21 protein-coding genes are annotated in these 21314 nt (G+C 33.4%); 20 read left to right on the forward strand and 1 reads right to left on the reverse strand.

All coding sequences use genetic code 11. The features are described 5' to 3' along the window. Window position 1 precedes the first annotated feature (1 nt). From QM512_RS00645 to QM512_RS00720, 16 genes are all read left to right on the forward strand, one after another. Entirely contained in the window at window positions 2–667 is a 666-nt protein-coding gene (locus QM512_RS00645; RefSeq protein ID WP_282805635.1) for a L,D-transpeptidase, read from the forward strand. A 32-nt stretch (window positions 668–699) separates the two neighbouring features. Next, on the forward strand, window positions 700–1626 hold the full coding sequence (locus tag QM512_RS00650; protein ID WP_282805636.1) for a D-alanyl-D-alanine carboxypeptidase family protein: 927 nt from the start codon (window positions 700–702) through the stop codon (window positions 1624–1626). A gap of 281 nt (window positions 1627–1907) precedes the next feature. Then, window positions 1908–3584, forward strand: coding sequence for an arginine--tRNA ligase (gene argS, locus QM512_RS00655; protein ID WP_282805637.1), 1677 nt, complete (start codon window positions 1908–1910; stop codon window positions 3582–3584). Window positions 3585–3695: 111 nt separating this feature from the next. Beyond that, complete coding sequence (locus tag QM512_RS00660; RefSeq protein WP_282805638.1) at window positions 3696–4613, forward strand: class II fructose-bisphosphate aldolase; 918 nt, start codon at window positions 3696–3698, stop codon at window positions 4611–4613. Window positions 4614–4678: 65 nt separating this feature from the next. Then, window positions 4679–4999 (forward strand): hypothetical protein, encoded by a 321-nt coding sequence (locus QM512_RS00665; RefSeq protein WP_282805639.1) that lies wholly within the window; start codon window positions 4679–4681, stop codon window positions 4997–4999. 35 nt (window positions 5000–5034) lie between these two features. After that, window positions 5035–5367, forward strand: a complete 333-nt coding sequence (locus tag QM512_RS00670; protein WP_282805640.1) for a putative quinol monooxygenase — start codon at window positions 5035–5037, stop codon at window positions 5365–5367. A gap of 147 nt (window positions 5368–5514) precedes the next feature. Next, window positions 5515–8082: a sigma 54-interacting transcriptional regulator gene (locus QM512_RS00675; RefSeq protein WP_282805641.1), complete on the forward strand. Its 2568-nt coding sequence runs from the start codon at window positions 5515–5517 to the stop codon at window positions 8080–8082. Window positions 8083–8234: 152 nt separating this feature from the next. Continuing rightward, a complete protein-coding gene (locus QM512_RS00680; RefSeq protein WP_282805642.1) occupies window positions 8235–8648 on the forward strand; it encodes a PTS sugar transporter subunit IIA in 414 nt (137 codons plus the stop codon). Between the two features lie 24 nt (window positions 8649–8672). After that, window positions 8673–9167 (forward strand): PTS system mannose/fructose/N-acetylgalactosamine-transporter subunit IIB, encoded by a 495-nt coding sequence (locus tag QM512_RS00685; protein ID WP_282805643.1) that lies wholly within the window; start codon window positions 8673–8675, stop codon window positions 9165–9167. 17 nt (window positions 9168–9184) lie between these two features. After that, window positions 9185–10018, forward strand: coding sequence for a PTS mannose/fructose/sorbose/N-acetylgalactosamine transporter subunit IIC (locus QM512_RS00690; protein WP_282805644.1), 834 nt, complete (start codon window positions 9185–9187; stop codon window positions 10016–10018). After that, complete coding sequence (locus tag QM512_RS00695; RefSeq protein WP_282805645.1) at window positions 10015–10842, forward strand: PTS system mannose/fructose/sorbose family transporter subunit IID; 828 nt, start codon at window positions 10015–10017, stop codon at window positions 10840–10842. The genes QM512_RS00690 and QM512_RS00695 overlap by 4 nt, the downstream gene beginning before the upstream one ends. 1 nt (window position 10843) lies before the next feature. Further along, window positions 10844–11548 carry an MgtC/SapB family protein gene (locus tag QM512_RS00700; RefSeq protein ID WP_282805646.1) on the forward strand — a complete coding sequence of 235 codons (705 nt, stop codon included), beginning with the start codon at window positions 10844–10846 and terminating at the stop codon, window positions 11546–11548. A gap of 15 nt (window positions 11549–11563) precedes the next feature. After that, window positions 11564–12829: an RNA polymerase factor sigma-54 gene (rpoN, locus tag QM512_RS00705; protein WP_282805647.1), complete on the forward strand. Its 1266-nt coding sequence runs from the start codon at window positions 11564–11566 to the stop codon at window positions 12827–12829. A 439-nt stretch (window positions 12830–13268) separates the two neighbouring features. Further along, on the forward strand, window positions 13269–13805 hold the full coding sequence (gene hpt, locus QM512_RS00710) for a hypoxanthine phosphoribosyltransferase (protein ID WP_282805648.1): 537 nt from the start codon (window positions 13269–13271) through the stop codon (window positions 13803–13805). Window positions 13806–13909: 104 nt separating this feature from the next. Then, window positions 13910–14542: an NAD(P)H-binding protein gene (locus QM512_RS00715; protein ID WP_282805649.1), complete on the forward strand. Its 633-nt coding sequence runs from the start codon at window positions 13910–13912 to the stop codon at window positions 14540–14542. Window positions 14543–14759: 217 nt separating this feature from the next. Continuing rightward, complete coding sequence (locus tag QM512_RS00720) at window positions 14760–16625, forward strand: glucose PTS transporter subunit IIA (protein ID WP_282805650.1); 1866 nt, start codon at window positions 14760–14762, stop codon at window positions 16623–16625. Here the strand turns inward: QM512_RS00720 and QM512_RS00725 are convergent. Further along, the gene (locus QM512_RS00725) at window positions 16622–17830 is read right to left on the reverse strand and encodes a chloride channel protein (protein WP_282805651.1); all 1209 of its coding nucleotides are present in this window, start codon (window positions 17828–17830) and stop codon (window positions 16622–16624) included. The two genes, QM512_RS00720 and QM512_RS00725, sit on opposite strands and share 4 nt — an antisense overlap. A gap of 116 nt (window positions 17831–17946) precedes the next feature. Here QM512_RS00725 and QM512_RS00730 point away from each other — a divergent pair, with 116 nt between their 5' ends. The 4 genes from QM512_RS00730 (at window position 17947) to QM512_RS00745 (ending at window position 21312) form a co-directional block, all read left to right on the forward strand. Further along, window positions 17947–18942 (forward strand): class III bacteriocin, encoded by a 996-nt coding sequence (locus QM512_RS00730; protein WP_282805652.1) that lies wholly within the window; start codon window positions 17947–17949, stop codon window positions 18940–18942. 61 nt (window positions 18943–19003) lie between these two features. Beyond that, window positions 19004–19570, forward strand: coding sequence for a DNA-3-methyladenine glycosylase I (locus QM512_RS00735; protein ID WP_282806432.1), 567 nt, complete (start codon window positions 19004–19006; stop codon window positions 19568–19570). Further along, window positions 19570–20508 carry an AEC family transporter gene (locus QM512_RS00740; RefSeq protein WP_282805653.1) on the forward strand — a complete coding sequence of 313 codons (939 nt, stop codon included), beginning with the start codon at window positions 19570–19572 and terminating at the stop codon, window positions 20506–20508. Before QM512_RS00735 ends, QM512_RS00740 begins: the two co-directional genes overlap by 1 nt. Window positions 20509–20529: 21 nt before the next feature. Next, window positions 20530–21312, forward strand: coding sequence for a CPBP family intramembrane glutamic endopeptidase (locus tag QM512_RS00745; RefSeq protein WP_282805654.1), 783 nt, complete (start codon window positions 20530–20532; stop codon window positions 21310–21312). The last annotated feature ends 2 nt before the right edge of the window (window positions 21313–21314 follow it).

Genomic DNA, 21314 nt, shown 5'->3' on the forward strand with positions numbered 1-21314 from the left:
AATGAAAAAGATGAATAAATATCAAAATTCTGTTTTAATTATGGGAACAATACTAGCTATTTTAGCTCTAGCAGTCATTTTATTTCCTCATCGTAATGTTTCGCTTGCCACGCCAACTAAAACTGCAACTACTAAAGTAGTTAAGAAAAGAAAAGATATTGCAGAAAAAAATCCTAATTTACCATATCCCGATCCTAAAGATTTGCAGCCTGCAGGTAGCTGGAAAGTTAAAAGTGAGAATAAAGCGCATCCTGATCTTTTAAGCCTAAGCAAGTTGTGGATAAGGGTATCGATTAAAGGTAATCGTGTGTACATTATGGATGGTAAAAAGCCGGTTTACACTATGCTTGCATCTTGTGGAGTCTATCATCATGGTAAATCTGCCACACCAACTGGAACTTATGCAGTTGAAGCAGAAAAAGGAGCTAGCTTTTTCAATCAGAGTCTTCAAGTAGGTGCTCGTACCTATGTGAGCTGGCATGGTCATGGGACTTATCTCTTTCATTCTGTCCCAATAGACGGTGACAATAAAATTATGAAAAATGAAGCAAAAAAGCTTGGGAGAACTCAGGCTTCTCATGGTTGTATTCGTTTGAGTTTGCCAGATTCTAAATGGTTATATGAAAAATTGCCTGTAGGCACAAAAGTTGTAGTAAAAGATAAGTAAGTTAAAATGCATAACAAGAAATGGGTGACAGGATGAGACATGCAAAGAAAAAGTCTAAGAAAAATTTCTTGTGGATAATAGGAATAGTAGTAATTGCTATTTGTTTTTTGCTATGGAAAAACAACTTTGGTCCAAATAAAATGCCATCAAATTATCATGCTGATCAAGTCAGCTTAAATGTTAAAGCTGCTGTTGCAATTAATTCTAAAGACGGAAAAGTAATTTACGCAAAAAATGCCAATCAAAGTTTGCCGATTGCTTCAATGACTAAGTTGTTAACTGCTTACCTAACTCTAAAAGCAATAAAAGAAAAGAAAATCTCTTGGGATACAACCGTTAGTCCCACTCAAGAAATCATTAACTTAGGGTCTAATCCTGATTATGCTAGTGTGCCACTTAGCTTGGGTCAAAAATATACTGTTAAAGAGCTTTATGATGCAGCTTTGATAAAATCAGCTAATAATGCGGCACACTTACTGGCAATTGCAGTCAGCGGAAATGAGGAAAATTTCTTAAATCAAATGCGCACTCAAGCTAAGAAATGGAATCTTCATAATGCTAAATTTGTGACAGTTGATGGTTTACCAGAGAAAAAGAAAAATTTCTTTGGAATGACAACTACAGTTGAAAATAAAATGAGTGCTAATGATATGGCAATTGTAGCTAGAAAATTAATTGTTGAGTATCCTGATGTTTTAAACACAACTAAAATATCAAAAGCTTATTTTAGAAATACTTTAATGACTAATAGCAATAAAATGTTAAACGGACTTTCAGATTATGATCCAAATTATCCTATCGATGGTTTGAAAACTGGAACAACTGATGAAGCTGGTTCATGCTTTACTTGTACAGTGAATAAAAATGGTAAGCGAGTAATTACTGTAATTCTCGGTGCACAGAATGATGTTGAGCGGTTTTCAGAAACAAAGAAATTGTTGAACTACTGTTTTAATTAAATTTTGACTATGAATTCGTTTTAATATTGCACATAAGTTAAGATTGCTGATATAATCTTCATGACAAAGAGTTAAAAGTAGTAATATTGAATCTATTTTCAGCGAGTCTATGTTTGGTGTGAGTTAGACAATAGAACAATACGAAGGCGTGTTTAACTATAATTTTAAAATCAATTAATAAGCGGATACTTTGTATCAAATAGAGTGGTACCGCGGGAAACTTTCTCGTCTCTTTCTAGATTGTCTAGGAAGGGACTTTTTTTATGTAAGAGGTGTTATAAGTGGATTTTAAACAAAAAGTTGTTGATTTAGTTAGTGAACAGGTAGATTTACCTAAAGAAAAAATTGCAATGTTAATTGAAAGACCAAAGAACGCAAAGATGGGAGATTACGCTTTTCCAGCATTTGCTTTGGCTAAAATTGAACACAAGAATCCAGCTTTGATTGCAAAAGACATTGCGGAAAAAATTAGTGATGATAACTTTACTAGTATTCAAGCAGTTGGTCCATACGTTAACTTCGCAATTGATCATGCTAAGCTTGTTAATGCAACTTTAAATGATGTTTTAACTGAAAAAGATCATTTTGGTGATCAAAAATTAGGTGAAGGTAATGTCCCAATCGATATGTCTTCTCCAAACATTGCTAAGCCAATGTCAATGGGACACTTACGTTCTACTGTTATTGGTAATTCAATTGCTAAGACTTTAGAAAAGGTTGGTTACACTCCAATTAAGATTAATTATCTTGGCGATTACGGTACCCAATTTGGGAAATTAATTACTGCTTACCGCTTATGGGGTAATGAAGAGGACGTTAAGAAAGATCCAATTACTAATCTTTTCCATTACTATGTTAAGTTCCATGAAGAGGCTGAAAAAGATCCTAAGTTAGATGATGAAGGACGTGCTGCCTTTAAGAAACTTGAAAATGGGGACGAAGAAGAAATTAAATTATGGAAATGGTTCCGTGAAGTTTCTCTTCAAGAATTTAATCGTATCTACAAGGAGTTAGGCGTAACTTTTGATTCTTATAATGGTGAAGCTTTCTTTAACGATAAAATGCAACCTGTAGTTGATGAATTGAAAGAAAAGGGACTACTAGAAGAATCTCGCGGAGCTCAGGTTGTTAACTTGGGTGAAGATGAAAACCCAGCTCTAATCTTGAAATCTGATGGTTCAAGTTTATACATGACTCGTGATTTAGCTGCTGCATTATACCGTAAAAAAGAATATGACTTCGTTATGTCTCTTTATGTTGCTGGTGGCGAACAAAGTGGTCACTTTAAGCAATTAAAGCAAGTTTTAAAGAAGATGGGATATGATTGGGCTGATAATATTCACCACATTCCATTTGGTTTAATTACTCAAGGTGGAAAGAAGTTATCAACAAGAAAAGGTAATGTTGTTTTCTTAGATAAGGTATTAAAAGATGCTGTTTCTTTGGCACAACAACAAATTGAAGAAAAGAATCCAAACTTATCTAATAAAGATCAAGTTGCTCATGATGTTGGTGTCGGTGCAGTAGTATTCCATGATTTAAAGAATGATAGAATGGATAACTTTGACTTTGACTTAGAAGAAGTTGTTCGTTTTGAAGGGGATACTGGTCCATACGTTCAATACACAAACGCTAGAGCACAAAGTATTTTGCGCAAGGCTAATAAAGAAATCTCAATGGATAATTTGAACTTAGATGATGATTGGTCATTTGCAGTTGCTAAAGCTTTAGCTGATTTCCCAGCTATTGTAGAAAAAGCTTCAGAAAAATTTGAACCATCTATAATTGCAAAATATGCGTTAGATTTAAGTAAGAAGTTTAACAAATACTATGCAAATGTAAGAATTTTGGATGAAGATGATCAATTAAATGCTCGTCTTGCATTAGTTCAAGCAACTTCAATCGTTTTAACTGAAGCTTTGAGACTTTTGGGTGTAAATGCGCCAAAAGAAATGTAATATTTTTTTAATAAAAAATATTCACTGAAATTTTTTGAGCTAAAGTATGTTAATTTTTGCACTAATGGGTTAAACTAATGATGTGTTAAAAATTTAGGAGGTATTTTTTTAATGGCTTATTTAGTAAATGGTAATGACATTTTCAAAGCTGCTCGTGAAAACCACTACGCTGTAGGTGCATACAACACTAACAACCTTGAATGGACTCGCGCACTTTTAAGAGGTGCTAAGGAAACTAGAACTCCTTTATTGATTCAAGTTTCTACTGGTGCTGCTAAGTACATGGGTGGTTACAAGACTGTTAAGGATTTAGTTCTTAACGAAATGGACAACATGGACATCGACGTTCCAGTTATTTTGAACTTGGACCACGGTGACTTCGAATCTGCTAAGGAATGTATCGCACTTGGTTACTCATCAGTTATGTTTGATGGTCACAACTTACCAACTGACGAAAACTTAGCTAAGACTAAGGAAATCGTTAAGTTAGCTCACGAAAGAGGTATCTCTGTTGAAGCTGAAATCGGTAAGATTGGTGAAAACCAAGGTGCCGATGGCGGTGAATTAGCATCTGTTGAAGACGCTAAGACTTTCGTTGCTGCTGGTGTTGACAAGCTTGCTTGTGGTATTGGTAACATCCACGGTGTTTACCCAGAAGGCTGGAAAGGTTTGAACTTCGATCGTTTGAAGGAAATCGCAGAAGCTGTACCAGGTGAACCACTTGTTCTTCACGGTGGTTCTGGTATTCCTCAAGACCAAATCGAAAAGGCAATCCAATTAGGTATTGCTAAGATCAACATCAACACTGAATTCCAATTAGCATTCCAAGCTGCAACTCGTAAGTACATCGAAGACAAGATGGACTTAGACAAGGGCAACAAGGGTTACGACCCACGTAAGCTTTTGAGAGCTGGTACTGACGCAATTACTGATTCTATGAAGGAAATGATTTCATGGATGGGTACTGCACCAATCGACTCAAAGGAATCATCAGTTCAATTTGATGAAGCTTCATTAAACGAAGAATAATCAATAAGTATATTAGAAAAAGACCTCAGATTTTCTGGGGTCTTTTTTTGTTTGGATATATAAAAATGCAAATAAAATTTGATGAACATGGGTGTAAAAGTTTTTTAAAAAAATACAATAAGCAAAGAACATTAATAAAAGAGCTAATTGAGAAAGCTATTACTAAAGAGATAGAAACAGGGATGACTAAGGTTAAATTAGCTAGCAGAAAAAGAATTAATAAAGAAAAAATTTATGAATTTCGATTAAACCTTGGTACTGTCGGGTCTGCCCGAATTGCTTTTTCAGCTTTTGATAATCAAGCAATTGTTTACTTTATTAGTAAAAATATTCAGAAATCGTCTTTTAGTAAAGAGTTTGAAAAAACATTAACTGAATTGAAATAAAGAGATTTTCACATTAGGAAAGAAGGAGTTTAACCATGTCATTAACAGTTAATCTTTATTATACAGGTAAAAATGGAAGTGCCAGAAAATTTGCTGAAGAAATGGAAAAAAGAGGTGTAGCAGATCGTATTAGGCAAGAGTCAGGTAATGAAAAATATGACTATTTCATTCCTTTAAATGATCCAGAGACGATCCTTTTAATTGATAGCTGGAAAGATCAAAAGTCACTTGATGCTCATCATGCGTCTCCAATGATGAAGGAATTGGCAGATTTACGTGAAAAATATGATCTTCACATGCATGTGGAACGCTATATTTCAGATGAAAATGGAATACCAGCTAGTGATCAGAAATTTATTAGAAGATAAGAAATGCAAAAAGCCCCGTTGCTCTAAATAGCAACGAGGCTTTTAATTTAAGTTGAGTTTCTTTTATATAACGTATACGAGCATAGTTGATGATATCGGTTTCATAATTATGATATACTTATAACATTAAATTTATGGAGAAAAATCATGGATAAAGGAAAAAACAATGTCTTAACTTATTTAAATATGCTTAGCCATGATCATGCGTTAACTACTACTGAACTAGCTGCTGGATTAAATTTATCTAGATCTGTAGTTAGTCACTATTTAAATGAATTAGTTAGAGAAGAGAAAATCCGGAAAATTTCTGGTCGTCCAGTAAAATGGATCAAAAAGGAGAGTACTCCCAATTTGAATCACGATTTTGACGATTTTATTGGATATCGTGGATCTATGAGATATGCTATCGAGCAAATTTCAGCTGCAATTATGTATCCTCCAGATGGGCTAAATATTTTAATTACGGGTCATTCTGGAGTAGGTAAAAGTTATTTAGCTAGTAAAATTTTTCAACTTGCAAAAAGTAGAGGAATTATTGCAAAGAGTGCTCCGTATATTATTTTAAATTGTGCTGATTATGCTAATAATCCAGAACTTGTTTCTAGCATGTTATTTGGTTATGTAAAAGGAGCGTATACGGGAGCTGATCAAGCGAAGGATGGGCTTCTAAAGCAGGCAAATGGTGGATATTTGTTTTTAGATGAGGTACATCGGTTAAGCAGTGAAAATCAAGAAAAATTATTTTCATTTATTGATTCGGGACAATTTTATCCAATGGGGGATAATTCACGTGCGATAAAGTCAAAAGTTCGTTTAATAATGGCAACTACTGAAGATCCTAAAGAAGTTTTGTTAACGACTTTTTTAAGACGTGTTCCTGTTCATGTTAAATTACCAGATTTTGCTAGTCGTCCAATTGATGAAAGACTAGAATTGTTACGCTATATTTTTTACCAAGAAGCACGTCTCATTAAAAGAAAAATTGATGTAGATAAATATGTAGTTTCTACATTATTGAAGATTAAACATCCCGGAAATATTGGCTACTTAAAGAATATTATTAAAGTTTCGTGCGCAGCAGCTTATCGTGACCAAGAAAATAGTGAAATAATCAAAATCCAGCTAGATAATATTATGATAGACGATTTGCCTAATTTTGTGGAATATGGAAATTTATTAATCGATCCTACTTGTCCACTTGAACGCTCGGGCGATAGTTTGATTAAACAAAGTTTTTTGAAATTAGAAAATAGTTTAAAACAGCTCGAAAATAACTATTCTCATGAAGAGATAAGTAAATGTAAATTAGTAATTCAGAGTCTAAAATGCTTTGTAGAACGAGAATCAATTAAATCAGGTTTATATTTGCAACATAACAAACTATTTCATCAGATAATTGAAAAGCAATTTGGTCTGTCTAATACTTCATATTTAGAACCAGTCCTATATTTACTTTATAGGTATCATTTTGAAATAAAGGATGAAATAATTACTAATTTACGTGAAGAATTTTCTAGTATAATTCCTCGCTCTTTACATGTAGCAGAAAGATTTTATAGCGAGTTACCTGTATTAGTATTGAGAAGTCAAAAAACTCTTGAGTTGATTTTGGCACTTCTATTAAGTGATCACGTAGATGAAAGGATTAGGCTTCGTGGATTAATAGTGGCTCATGGTGAAAGTACTGCCACGAGTATTCAGACTGTTGTTAATTCGTTATGTGGAACTTATGTATTTGATGCGTTAGATATGCCAATTGATACTGGGATTGATCCGATTATTGATGAAGCTAAAAAATTGCTGGCGTCTTTTAATACGACAGAAGGCTTCATTTTAATGGTTGATATGGGATCTTTAGGTCAATTATATTCAGAAATTAGTTCACATCTAGATGGAGATTTATTAGTAGTTAATAATTTAACAACATTAACGGCTCTTGATTTAGGCTTAAAAATGCAACAAAATGTTTCATTTAAGCAAATTGCGGAAGCTGCTGATCGTGATTATGAGATAGGCGTTCAGTATTATGAAGGATTTTCTCAATCACCTAATATTCTTGTTTCTTGTATTTCAGGGATGGGGATTGCGCAAAAAGTTAGTGAAATTATTCAACCATTTTTACCTAGAGAAATTAAGGTTATTCCAGTTGACTATAGTTCCTTAAAAGAAAAGATTAAATCAAAAGAGTGGGCATATTTTGATCGAACGCTTTTTGTACTAACTACGCTAGATATTTTAGAAGCTGTTAAATTTAAGCATATGAATTTATACGATCTTTTGGATGCGAGCGGTGAAAATAATTTAAAACGTTGGTTAGCTCCTTATATGAATTCGGAAGAAATTGATCTCTTTAGTCAGCAATTATTACGCTTCTTTTCTAAAGAGGGTATTTCTGAACGTTTATCTTTCTTAAATCCGGATGTTGTAATTAGACAAGTTGAAGTGATCAATAGCAAATATGAAGGGTACTATGGCTTGAATTTAGATGGAAAAGTTAAGCTAAATTTATATATGCATATTGCATTAATGATTGAAAGATTAATGGTTCAAAAAACAGCGGAGGTTAAGGTAGAACCACAGACAGAGGCTGAAAAAGATTTTTTCAAAATCTCGCATAGTATTTTTCAACCCATTGAGCTCAAATATAATATTCATATCTCCAATTATGAAATATCGCTTTTATATGAACTATTTAAGCAATTCATTAATGAATAAATTTAATAACTAATTAGTGTTTAATCACGGAAGATAAAGTGTTTAAGAAATAAACACTTTATTTTTTTTGCTGTAAAATAGGCCTTTTAATCACTTGGCACGCTTTTTGCTAATAAATAGGTGTAAAGAATAAAAAGAGAGGAGCTAAAAATATGACGGATATTTTAATTGCTAGCCATGGACACTTTGCAAGTGGATTACAAAGCTCGTTGGACATCCTTACGGGAATGGGAAAACAAGTGAAAGTAATTGATGCCTACGTTGATGATAGTGACTATACTCCTAAAATTGAAGAATTTATTAAGTCAGCTAAAAGACCAGCGGTAATTTTTACCGATTTAAAAGGAGGAAGCGTAAATCAAAAGGTGATGCTTGAGGCTGCTAATGAAAAAGATATTTATATTGTTACTCAAATGAATTTAGCAATAATTATGTCAGTTTTACTAGATAGTGAACCTTTAACTGAGGAACACCTAAAAGATTTGATTAAACAAAGTCAAGTTGAATTAATTGAAATTAAAAATGATAAAAAAGAGCAAGAATCAGATAATGACTTCTTTGCATAATAAATTTTAAAAGGGAGAAAAATTATGATTGCACAATTAAGAGTAGATGACCGTTTAATTCATGGGCAAGTTGCTTTGGTTTGGACTAAAGAATTGAATACACCAGGAATTGTAGTAGCTAATGATAATGCGGCAAACAATGAGATGGTGCAGATGACTTTGAAGATGGCTACGCCAACTGGAAAAAAATTATTAATTCGCAATGTTGAGGATGCAATAAAAGTCTTTAATAATCCTAAGGGAGCAAAAATGAGAATTTTCGCCTTAACTAATAATGTTCAAGATGCTCTAAAAATTGCTCAAAATGTAAAAGATATTGAAGGAATTAATGTAGCTAATGTTGGTCGTTTTACTAAAGATGCTGAAAATGCTATTCAATTATCATCAACGTTAATGATGACACCGGAGGAATTGGCAGCATTAAAGGAACTAGCAAAGCTTGATATTCCTGTCTTTCATCAAATTGTACCAAATAATGCTAAAACTCCAATTTCTTCTATTTTGAAAGATGCTAATTAGAACGAGGAGGTAAAAATATGTTACATACAGCAACGCTAGCAGCGATTTGTGTGTTTGTCTGTTTAGGCGGTAACTGGCTTTGGGGACAAACAATGATTGAACGTCCTTTAGTTGTAGGGATGATAGCTGGATTAATGTTTGGTGATATTCGAACAGGTATTTTAATTGGAGCATCACTAGAAGCTATTTTTATGGGGGCTGTCGATATTGGTGGTGCAATTTCATCTGAACCTGTTACAGCTACTGTTTTAGCAACTACGTTTGCTATTACATTAGGTGTAGATACTAAAGCTGCTTTAGCTTTAGCAGTGCCAATTGGTGTGTTTGCAGCTTTTATTTCAATGTTTTTAAAGAATGTCGTAATGAACATTTTTGCACCACTTGTTGATAAAGTAGCTGCAGATGATAATCCAAAAGGATTAACGCGATTGCATTTCGGAATGTGGTTTATTAATTACTTTACTTTTTCTTTAGCAACTTTCTTTGCAGTCTTAGCTGGTGCTCGTCCAGTTCAACACTTAGTAAATCAAATTCCTGCTAATTTAATGGCTGGATTATCTGCAACAGGTGGACTATTACCAGCAGTTGGTTTTGCAATCTTGATGAGAATGCTATGGAGTAAACAATTATCACCATATTATTTCTTAGGATTTGTTTTAGCAGCTTATATGAAATTACCTTCAGTAGCCGTAGCAGCAATCGGAATTATTATTGTTGTGTTGCAATGGATTCGTGATAAGCAAATTATGGACATTGAAAATAAGCAAAAAGCAGTACCAGTTGCAAATACAGCTAGTCATACAGAAGCAAATAATCAAATGGATGAAGAAGAGGAGGACTTTTTCTCATGAAAATCACTAAGAATGTTTCACCTAAAGACAGAAAAATAATCAACAAAATCTTTTGGCGCTCCTTTACAGTTTTTGCTAGCCGAGCTGGAGCTACAAAAGCACATGCACCAGGCTTCATGTATTCAATCATGCCTGCTTTAGACGAATATTTTAAAGGAGATAAAGAAGGACATCGTAAAGCAATGATGCGCCATACAACTTGGTACAATATTACACAAAATGTTGGTACTTTTGTAATGGGCTTAGTTGCATCAATGGAAAAGAAAACTGCGCAAGATCCAAATTTTGATCCAGATTCTACGGTTGCTATTAAGACTTCTCTGATGGGACCATTATCAGGAATTGGTGATTCAATTTTCTGGGGTGTATTAAGAGTTATTGCTGCAGGTGTTGGTATTAGCTTAGCAAGTCAAGGTTCTATTTTAGGTCCAATTTTATTTTTATTGATTTACAATATCCCTTCAATTGCTACGCGTTACTATTTAACTTATATGGGCTTTACTGTCGGAGATACTTTTATACAAGATATGTATAAGAGTGGCAGTATGAAGCTATTAAATAAGGCAGCTTCAACTTTGGGTTTATTAATGATTGGCTGTATGACAGCAACTATGGTTAAATTTGAATCTAAATTAAGTATTCCAATTGAAGGTGGTAAGCCAATTAAGATTCAGACCTACTTGGATCAACTATGGGTTGGCTTGGTACCGCTGGTTGTAACTCTTGTTTGTTACTGGTTGTTATCTAAGAAAGTCAATGTTAACTGGATTTTGTTAGGGGTATTAGTTCTTTCTATTGTTTTAGGTTTAATCGGAGTGGTTTAAAATGCATGTAGCAGTGACGCTCCCTGAAATAATTGTGCGCTTAGCGCTTTCTGTTTTCATTGCTAGTGTCATTGGCTATGATCGCGAACATAAAAATCGTCCTGCTGGAATTAAGACACATGCTTTGGTTTGTGCTGGCGCTTGTATTATTGCTTTAATTCAGGAGAAGATCGGTTATGATGCTATTCAAATCGCTATTCATCAACCTAAGCTTGCTGGAATAGTGAGAGCAGACGAGGCAAGGTTAATTGCGCAAGTTGTTTCAGGAATAGGATTTTTAGGTGCTGGCACAATATTAGTTCAACATCGAACAGTATTGGGCTTAACAACAGCTGCTAGTCTTTGGGCAGTTGCAGGAATTGGACTGGCGATTGGAATGGGAGACTATACAATAGGTATTGCTGGCGCGGTAGCAGTAGTCTTGGTTTTAGTTTTTTCAAAGAAATTAATTCAAGTTCATGCTATGAAAAGGCTAGAAATACAATATAAACATAAAATTGAAACAAAAGAATTTATTCAACATTATTTTGAAAAAAATCATATTACTGTAATGAATGTTAACTTTAAGGTTACACAAAAGCCAGAAGGACTGATCTATGTTAATATTTACGAGATAGAAATTCCTCATTCATTAAACTATACAGAAGTTATTGAAGATATTTCAATGAATAAAAATATTATGCGGATACAAATGGTAAGTATTTAGTTAGGAGAAAAGTTGATGATACAAGCTCAAGGTATGGCACTTAAAGTACAGGAAAAGCTTGTGACTCGACTTTTTTTGTCTACAAAGCTACAACAAAATTTGAAAATTTTATCGTATAATGCTCATGATTTAGGCGAAGTAGTTCAAGAATTTGCACAAGAGAATCCATTTGTTGAACTGAAATATACAAAGAAAGAATTGCAAAACTTAGATTGGATTCAATCTGAAGATACTGAAAATCTGATAGATCATTTATTAAGCCAAGTAAGAATGAGCGATTGGTCTGATAAAGAAAAGAAAGTTGTTACTTTTTTAATTTATAATTTAGAGAGTGATGGTTATTTAAGAGTCGAGTTAGAGTCTTTAAAAAGTAGATCGATATTTTCTCTAGCAGAACTTAAAGCAGGACGAGAAAAGTTACATAGATTAGACCCTTTAGGAATAGGTGCTAAGGATTTAACTGAGTGTTTATTAATTCAAGCTAAAAATAAGGTTAATTTTAATAAATTAGCATTGAGTTTATTAGAACATGAAGAATTAGAAAAAATAGCTGATCCAAATAGGTGGAACGAACTTTCATTTAAGCGTAAAGAAATACTATTAGCTTTGAAATCAATCCAAACTTTAAATCCAATGCCTGCAAGTGAATATGAGGTTGGTGAACAAGCGCAATATCTTATTCCTGATATAAAGTTCTATTTTGATAATGACAAACTAATGATTACTACTTCTAGTTCTAACTTACCAGAAATAATTTTTAACAAAGAAAATTTTTCCAAATTAAAGGATAATAGTGAAAATAAAGATAAAAAATATTTTGTTAGTCAAAAAAGAAATTTTGATAATCTATATTTCGCTATTCAACAACGTAAAGAAACATTATTAAAATTGGGAAAAGTTCTAGGAAAAAAACAAAGGAAATACTTGTCTTCTATGAATGAAGAGGATTTAGTAAGTGTGAAATTAGATGAGGTAGCAAAAGAATTAAATCTAGCTACCAGTACCATTAGTCGAGCAGTTAAAGATAAATATGTAGAGTGTCAGGGAAAAATATTTAGTCTTAAATTATTATTTCCACGAAAGAGCGTTAATAACGTAACTCAAACGCAACTTGAAGGGATGCTACAAAAACTAATTGAAAAAGAAAATAAAAGTACTCCATTAAGTGATGATCAATTAGTAATTAGCTTTAAAGAAAGAAATATTCAAATTAGTCGGAGGACGATTTCTAAATATCGTCAAAGGCTAGGCATTAAAAATAGTTATCAGAGAAAAGAATAAGAAAACGCAAAAACCTCGTTGTTCTAAGTAGCAACGAGGTTTTTGTTTAATACTAAAAAAGAGGAAAATGAAGAATAGAGTTATGGTTTTATTTCCTACGAACCTTTACAGGAACTGGAACTGGTTTATTTACAATAGCCGCGTTTGTAGCTAATATTGCTGCAGCGCTAATACCTAAAATTATTAATAATATCATGTAAACCATTCCTTTCTTTACTTGATTGATATCCATCTTAGAGTGGATTTGTGAATTTTTTGTGACTTATGTTTAAGAGAAAGTCTAAAAAACTATAAATAATTTTATTGCTTTTGATAAATACGAACAATTTTATATGGTTTTACAAAAATAATTAATAAATAAGTGTAAAAAGACTAAAAAAATCTCTCTATTTATGTTAAAATTTCATCATTGACGATTTTAATGAAGAGGAATTATAGAATGAATAACGATATCGAACGTATATTGTATACTCAAAACGACTTAGATGGTCGTATGGATGAAATGGCTGCAGGATTAAACCTAAAGTATAAAGATGAAGAACCAATTGTTATTCCAGTCTTAAATGGTGCCATGATTTTTGCTAGTGATATGATTAAGCGATTGAATTTTAAGTTAACTATTGATCCTATTAAGGCTTCTAGTTATGCTGGCGCTGAATCAACAGGAAAAGTAAAGATTACGCAAGATATTAAGTCAGATGTAAAGGGACGTCCAGTGATTTTTATGGAAGATATTATTGATACTGGTCGTACCCTACAAGCACTTAGTGAAGTGATGAAGGATCGCGGTGCTAAGAGCGTTGAAGTTGTTGCAATGCTTGATAAGCCTGAAACTCGTGTTGTAGATTTTCATGCCGATTATTATGGTTTTAAGGCTCCAGATGAGTTTTTAGTTGGCTACGGGTTAGATTATAATGGTTTGTATAGAAACTTACCTTATGTGGGAATTTTAAAGCATGAGGTATATGCAAATTAGATGTGTCTGTATCAATGTGCTACTAAAAAATAAGTGTAAATTTTGGACTACTAATAAAAAGTAAGCTATGATTACCTTGTAATGTTTTTCTTAGGAGGAAAATTATGGCTAAAATTTTTGTATTTGGTGGCTCCGGAAGAGTAGCCACTGATTTAATTAAAGATTTAGTAGCAGACGGCAATACTGTTACAGCAGCTGCACGTCATCCAGAAAATATTATTAAACTTGATGGCGTTACGGCAGATAAGTTAGATTTGCATGCTGATGTTGATGACATTGCTAAGCAAGTAGCCGGTTTTGACGTTATTTATTTTACTGCTGGTTCAAGAGGTAAAGACTTAATTCAAACTGATGCAATGGGTGCAATTAAGACCATGATGGCTGCAGAAAAAGCTGGTGTGAAACGCTATATTATGCTTAGTTCAATGCTTAGCTTAGATACAGATGCTTGGAAAAAAATTCCAGGACTTGAAGATTATCTTGCAGCTAAGTTCTTTGCTGATACTTATTTGATGAATTCAACTAAACTTGAGTATACAATTTTACAACCAAGCAATCTCACTGAAAAAGCAGGAACTGGTAATATTCAACTTGATGCTGAGCCATCAGATTCAAATCCCATTCCTGATGTTGCTAAAACATTAGCTGAAATTTTGAAATATCCAAATACAGTTGATAAGGTTATTCCGATGAGTAGTGGGAACACGCCAATTGACGATGCTCTAAAAGAAGTTTAATAACTAGAAAAAGACTCCATGAGGGAGTCTTTTTTTGTACATATTAAAATTTAAAATATTAGAAATTTACAAATATCATTTAGTGTGTCTGCGTTAAACCAATGCTATTCTCCCACTTATTTTTATAATAATAATATTATTTCCTTAAGGGCTTTATTGAGGACGATTTTTATAGGTGATAAGATAAGTTCGTATGTATTTAAATGGGGGAATAAAAATGAAGTATCATGAATTGGGAAAGGAAATTATTCAAAATCTTGGTGGCCCAAATAATATTGAAAGCTTAGCTCATTGTACGACTCGTCTGCGCTTTATACTTAAAGATATATCAAAAGTTAATAAAGAAGCATTAGAAAACATTAAAGAAGTTTTGGGTGTAGTTTACTCTGGTGGGCAATATATGGTGATTTTAGGACCAAATTTAATTCCAACTTTTGAGGCGATTAATAATGACTTTAAATTGACTACTATTTCACCAGATAATGAAAATTTGAAGAAGTCCAAAGAAGAAAGATTGACTTGGAAAACGTTAGGAAATAAGAGTCTTAGTTTTGTTCAGGCTGCGGTTACGCCTATGGTTCCCGGTCTAATTGCAGGTGGTATGTTAAAAGTTGTTTTATTGTTAATTGTTACATTTTTAAGTCCCGCTTTTGCTAAGTCAACCGACTATATTTTGATTTCAGCAATAGCAGATGCGCCATTCTTCTTTATGCCAATTATGGTTGCATATGGTGCTGCAATAAAATTAGGTAGTACACCTGCATATGCAATGATGTCGACAGCTGCGTTGCTTTATCCAACTTTTAGAAATTTGTTAACCCGTATAACAGCATATCCGGGTTCAATAAATGTCACTTTGTTTAATTTACCGGTTAAGGTAATTAATTATGGGACTTCATTGTTGCCTGCGTTACTTATTTCTCTGTTAGCATATTGGGTAGAAAAATTTTTGAATAAAAGTGTACCTAATATTTTTAAATCTGTTTTAGTTGGAATGGGCACTATTTTTATTGCTGGGTCTCTTGGGTATTTAATACTAGGTCCTCTTGGAGATATCCTTGGACAAGGAATTGCTATAGCAGTGATGTTCTTAAGTAAAACCGTTGGCCCATTAGCTGTAGGTTTGTTGGCAGCAGCTTTACCTTGGTTAGTAATGACGGGTATGCACGTAGCCTTAGCCCCATTTATGCCACAATTAATCAGCAATCCGGGATATGACCCAATTTTAAAACCAGCTTTTCTACTTCATGATATGGCTGAGGGTGGCGCCAATATTGGTGTAGCACTTAAAACTAAAGATAAAAAACTAAAAAGTGAGGCATGGTCTTTAGCAGTAAGTGCGATTGTAGCAGGTGTTACTGAGCCTTCATTATATGGAATCAATTTGAAATATAAAAAGCCAATGTATGGCGTCATGGCTGGAGGCTTCGTGGGTGGTATTGTAGCAGGCCTTCTGGGTGCGCGTGCGTATATTATGGGATATTCAAATATTTTTGCAATTCCAGTTTTTGAAAAGACTGCTTTAGCCATTGTAGTCGGAATTATTACTACTATTGTGGTAGCGGCAGCTGTAACGTTTGTTTTAGGAATTGATGATAAGCAAGAAAAGAAATTAACAGAACCAGTTCGTAAAAAATATCCTGATGATGCAATCGTCTCTGTGGCTAAAGGGGAACTAGAGCCTTTAGCAGAAGTAAAAGATGAAGCATTTGCTAGTGGAGCATTAGGTAAAGGAGTGGCAATTAAATTAGATAGTGACTTTGTTTGTGCCCCAGCTAATGGTAAGATAACAGCTCTGTTTCCAACAGGACATGCATTTGGTATCACTACCAAAAAAGGAGTAGAACTATTAGTTCACATCGGAATTAATACGGTAAACCTTCAAGGAAAAGGTTTTGATATTTTAGTAGATCAGGGTGATAAAGTTGAGGCCGGTCAACCCATCGTAAAGGTAAATAGAGCGACTATTGAAAAAGAAGGTTATGATTTGACTACTATGTTAATTATTACTAATCTTAATGGCCAAAATATTAAATTAAAGAAGACGGTTGGTCATGTTGACATAGGAACAAAATTGAATTAGAAAAAAGATTTTAGGTCAACTTTGGACAAAATAAATTTATGGATCAAGATGACAACATAAGCTGTAAGAAAGATCAATGGAGCCAAAGAAATTGGAAGTAAGAAGATTAATAAAATAGCTGTAAGTAGCGGCTTTTCTAAAATAATCGTAATACTTGCAACTACTGCTAATGATACAGTGATTGCTGGTTGAATTGGGATGAACTGAGCTACAGCTGCTCCAACAGCTACACTGGCAAAAATAGCAGGGAAAATCTTACCGCCTCTCCAGCCTAATGCAAAACCGGCATGGGTAGAAAGAGTTTTAACTAGTGCGATTAAAAGCAAAAACAAAGGAGAATATGAAAGTGCAGTCTTAGAAAATGGTACGATATGAAACTCTCCAGAAAATAAGGCGTAGTTGGTAATCAAAGTTAAGCAACTAAGAATAAGTCCCCATAGACCTGCTTTAAAAATTGGTGACAATTTCCAAGATTCTAACTTGGTAAATACTTTTTCTAAATATAAGAAAAAGTAGGCAAAGACTAGCCCAGTTAAGATTGGAATGATGCCGTACCAAATAATAGACCATGACCAAGTAATAGGACGTTTATGAATGCCAAAAGCTCCTTCTTCAGGAAAGAGTTTAAAAATTAAAATTGTTCCAAGTAGTCCAATTAAAATATTAAAAATTATAAACCATTTTTTATGAGTCTTGGATTTGAAAAGTTCGCTAAATTTAGGCGAGTTAGCAAGTTCTTCTTTTGAGACTCCAACTTGCCAGAAATGGATCCAGCCATGATAGTTAGAAGAGATGATCCTGATTTTATCGCCCAACCAATTAATCATTCCCGAGGAAATAACTGTAGTTGAGGCTTCTGGACCAATACTTCCGCCTGCACCTAAAGATAATAGACCGAGAGTAAGTGATTTCCACCAAGAATGGTAGTCAAGTTTGCCAGTACTTCGGACGCTATGGAGTACCTCTTCGATAGTGAGTGGATAAGAACCTAGTTTCTTGACTAAGATTCCAATAATAATTCCCATGGGTATACAAATAAGAAAAGGATAAAAATTGTGTAGTGGAGAAGAGACATGATGATTAAAATATCCCCAAATAAAATCAATAATGTAATTGATAATATTTAAATATAAAGCAGTTAAGATTCCAATAATAAAACTCCAGATGCCACTAAAGGTAAAAATATTTATCTTCTTTTGATTCATCTTTTTCTCCATCCTAATTAGATTTATGTTAGCAGTTTACTTTATTTGTTGTCTAGATTCAAATCGCTCATAATAAAGTTGAAAGCAGGATAGATAAAGAAAGGATTTGTCCAGTTATGATTGGAAAAGAGACACAAATACGTTTAGTAAATAAATTAGAAAATATACATCACGTTGTTGTTCAGGCTTCAGCAATCGATGGAAGTAACGTTTTTGTTTTACAACTACTTCATAAACAGAGTGACATTATTGTTTATCAAACTCCCAATGACAGTGAAACTGTGACTTTTAATGAGGAGCAGCCAATTTTATATTTAAAAGGACCAAATTCAGCTGGTACAGCAGGTGGACATACTCAAACTTGGGTACAAAGCGGAGAAGATAACAAGTGGTTTGTTGGTACTAAGCCTAAAAGGCATGGCAATACCTATTGGACTACTCAGATTGCGCGAGTAGCAGTTTCTGGATATCAAACTCAAACTTTTACTAATAATACTGAATTGCCACGACTTTCTTATCTTAATAGAGCTGGTTCAAACTATGGTGATGGAGGTGTAGCCTATCCTGGGAAAGATTTAGTTAGAGTAGAAGCAGCTGTATCACCAAATGGTCAATATTTCTTAATTGCAAGTATAGACATTAATCATACAGGACACTTTGCTATTTATGATCTTAATGAAGTTAATGAAAAGTTAGATGAGGCAGAAGAAAAATCTGAAGATATTAATATTCAAAATTTGAATTGTTTAGGTGCATTTAATATTCCGCATTTTAACGATCAGAAGATTATTTCAATTCAAGGCTACGGCATCGATGATAATAAAGACATTTATATTTCCAGTCAGCCCAGTCCGCATACAACTTTCTTAGGATTTCCAAAACAAGGTAAACCACGTGAAATTGTTAAAATTCCCTGGGGAATATCTGATTCAAGTAAATGGTCAGTGGTAAATCTAGACAACAGCTTAAAATTAGATGCACTAGACTTTTGTACTGAATTTGAAGGAATACAAGTAACAAGCAATTGTCTTTATTTGACTGTTGCCTATCATCAACGAAACAGCGATCTGACTACTTTGATGAATCGAATATATCAGGTTGAAAAATTTTAAAAATAGACAGACTATTGGGTCTGTCTATTTTGTTATAATTGGTGAAAAGGGGATGGCAGGTATGGAAGTAAGACGTTGTAGTTGGGGAAACAGTAAAAATCCTCTGTATCAAAAGTATCATGATCAAGAATGGGGAAAATTAAACTTAGATTCAAACTATCTATATGAAATGTTAGTTTTAGAAAGTTTTCAATCAGGATTATCATGGGAAACAATTTTGAATAAACGGGAAAACTTTAAAAAAGCTTTTGCAAATTTTGATTATCATGAAGTTGCTAAATTTAATGAGAATGATTTTGAACGATTGATGCAAGATAAAGAAATTGTACGTAATCGCTTAAAGATTAATGCAGCAATTAATAACGCAAAAATGTTAGTTAAACTCGAAAAAGAAAATCAAACTTTGGGTGAATTTCTTACTCAATTCATTCCTAAGCCAATAATGCATCATCCGCGAAAAATGGAAGATGTTCCAGCCTCAGATGATTTGTCAAAAGAAGTTTCAAAAGAAATGAAAAAAATAGGCTTTAAATTTGTTGGACCGGTAACTATCTACTCTTTTTTGCAAGCTATTGGATTAATTAATGATCACTTAGAAAATTGTAGCTTTAAGAATGGAGGACTTTGATGTCTTTATTACTACCAACAAAACAAGTAGTAATTATGTTCATTTTGATGATTGTTGGTTGGATTTGTTATCAAGTTAAGTTTCTACATGAGCAAACAGTTAAGGACCTAACTAAGATACTTTTATATGTAGTGTCTCCTTGTTTGATTATTAACTCATTTCGACAATCCTTTTCGGCTGCTAGATTATTACAATTTGGTCTGGTATTTTCGCTTGTAGTTTTTTTATTTGTTTTTAAAATTATTACTAGTAATGCTATTTTTGGTAAAAATTGGGTTAAAGATCGTCAGAAAAGAACAGTATTGCGTTATGCAGGCACCTATACTAATGCCGGTTTCATGGGAGTTCCTTTAGTACAGGCAATTCTAGGAACTAAAGCGGTCTTTTTTGCAGTTCCTTATTTGATTGTTTATAACATTTTCATGTGGACGCACGGAATTAGGATGTTTACACAAAAGAAACAGTCATTTAGAGAAAGTTTAGGGCAAGCCGTGATTAATCCTAATATTATTGCGGCAGTCATTGGGATGATTTTGTTCATAACACAGTTTAAATTGCCTGATGTGGTTTCAGATCCGATGAATTATATCGCTAATTTGAATACACCTTTAAGTATGATTGTAATTGGTACAAATCTTGGTGCAATTAATTTAAAAGAGGATTGGCATGATAAATTAGCTTGGAGCGGGGTTTTTATTAGAAATCTGTTTTTTCCAATAGTTATTTTAGGGATCTTATGCGTTTTGCCATTACCAGCAATTGCCAAAATGACTACGTTAATTATGGCGTCTTGCCCCGTTGCAGGTGTTGTAGTTCTCTTTAGTTTGCTCAGTAATTTTGATGTGAAGTTTCCAACAAAATTAATGTGTTTATCGACTTTGGTGGCAATTATCACTATTCCCTTAGTGATTTGTTTGGCTACATTGATAGGTTTATAGGTTAAAAGTTGAGGAAAGATAATGAAAAAAGATAGTTATTTAGCAATCAGTGAAACAAATGCATCAATTAAATGGATGCTAATTGCTTCTATAATTTATCTAGTGATTTATTCCCTAGCAGGGAGATTAGAATTTCAGTCTCAATCGATTTGGATGCAAATTTTGTATTTAGGTATTGTCTGCGTTTTGGCAATAATGTTTAAAAAGTTCTATAAGACAGACAAAGTTTTTATTAAATTGCCTAAAGAAGGAAAAGTAAAGATTGTCACAATTATTTTTTGTGCTCTAGTGATCTTACTCTATGCTCTATTGGGTAGCGTAGTAAGTTGGGCAGAAGTTTTTGAGTCAATGCCTGAAATGATGTGGGGATCCATTTGTGTTGCTTTGGCTGCAGGAATTGGCGAAGAAGTTTTATGCCGAGTTTTACTATTTAATTTATTTGCTAAAATTTTTGAAAATAGAAAATATGTTTTAGTCTGGGCTTGTTTAGCTTCATCTGTTTTATTTGGATTATTCCATTTAATTAATTTAATGCATGGAGCAGCTATTAATGCTACTATGCAACAAGTATTTTACGCTGCAGCTAGCGGATTAATATTATCATACGTTCACATTTTTACTAATCGCATTTGGTTGTGTATCGTTATACACTTCTTATGGGATTTACAGCCCAATATTGGAACGATGGAAGCACAGGCATCTCCATGGGGATTAATTCTATTAATCTACGGTACAGCAATGATTGTTTCTTTATTTGCTATTTATGCATTTAATAGAAGAGCTAATAAGGTATTTGAGCACTAAAA

The organism is Lactobacillus isalae, assembly GCF_947539375.1.
In the GTDB taxonomy this organism is placed as follows: domain Bacteria; phylum Bacillota; class Bacilli; order Lactobacillales; family Lactobacillaceae; genus Lactobacillus; species Lactobacillus isalae.

Coding starts and splice junctions, on each gene's coding strand:
- QM512_RS00645 (WP_282805635.1), top strand. CDS start 2: ATGAAAAAGATGAATAAATATCAAAATTCTGTTTTAATTATGGGAACA.
- QM512_RS00650 (WP_282805636.1), top strand. CDS start 700: ATGAGACATGCAAAGAAAAAGTCTAAGAAAAATTTCTTGTGGATAATA.
- QM512_RS00660 (WP_282805638.1), top strand. CDS start 3,696: ATGGCTTATTTAGTAAATGGTAATGACATTTTCAAAGCTGCTCGTGAA.
- QM512_RS00665 (WP_282805639.1), top strand. CDS start 4,679: ATGCAAATAAAATTTGATGAACATGGGTGTAAAAGTTTTTTAAAAAAA.
- QM512_RS00670 (WP_282805640.1), top strand. CDS start 5,035: ATGTCATTAACAGTTAATCTTTATTATACAGGTAAAAATGGAAGTGCC.
- QM512_RS00675 (WP_282805641.1), top strand. CDS start 5,515: ATGGATAAAGGAAAAAACAATGTCTTAACTTATTTAAATATGCTTAGC.
- QM512_RS00680 (WP_282805642.1), top strand. CDS start 8,235: ATGACGGATATTTTAATTGCTAGCCATGGACACTTTGCAAGTGGATTA.
- QM512_RS00685 (WP_282805643.1), top strand. CDS start 8,673: ATGATTGCACAATTAAGAGTAGATGACCGTTTAATTCATGGGCAAGTT.
- QM512_RS00690 (WP_282805644.1), top strand. CDS start 9,185: ATGTTACATACAGCAACGCTAGCAGCGATTTGTGTGTTTGTCTGTTTA.
- QM512_RS00695 (WP_282805645.1), top strand. CDS start 10,015: ATGAAAATCACTAAGAATGTTTCACCTAAAGACAGAAAAATAATCAAC.
- QM512_RS00700 (WP_282805646.1), top strand. CDS start 10,844: ATGCATGTAGCAGTGACGCTCCCTGAAATAATTGTGCGCTTAGCGCTT.
- rpoN (WP_282805647.1), top strand. CDS start 11,564: ATGATACAAGCTCAAGGTATGGCACTTAAAGTACAGGAAAAGCTTGTG.
- hpt (WP_282805648.1), top strand. CDS start 13,269: ATGAATAACGATATCGAACGTATATTGTATACTCAAAACGACTTAGAT.
- QM512_RS00715 (WP_282805649.1), top strand. CDS start 13,910: ATGGCTAAAATTTTTGTATTTGGTGGCTCCGGAAGAGTAGCCACTGAT.
- QM512_RS00720 (WP_282805650.1), top strand. CDS start 14,760: ATGAAGTATCATGAATTGGGAAAGGAAATTATTCAAAATCTTGGTGGC.
- QM512_RS00725 (WP_282805651.1), bottom strand. CDS start 17,830: ATGAATCAAAAGAAGATAAATATTTTTACCTTTAGTGGCATCTGGAGT.
- QM512_RS00730 (WP_282805652.1), top strand. CDS start 17,947: ATGATTGGAAAAGAGACACAAATACGTTTAGTAAATAAATTAGAAAAT.
- QM512_RS00735 (WP_282806432.1), top strand. CDS start 19,004: ATGGAAGTAAGACGTTGTAGTTGGGGAAACAGTAAAAATCCTCTGTAT.
- QM512_RS00740 (WP_282805653.1), top strand. CDS start 19,570: ATGTCTTTATTACTACCAACAAAACAAGTAGTAATTATGTTCATTTTG.
- QM512_RS00745 (WP_282805654.1), top strand. CDS start 20,530: ATGAAAAAAGATAGTTATTTAGCAATCAGTGAAACAAATGCATCAATT.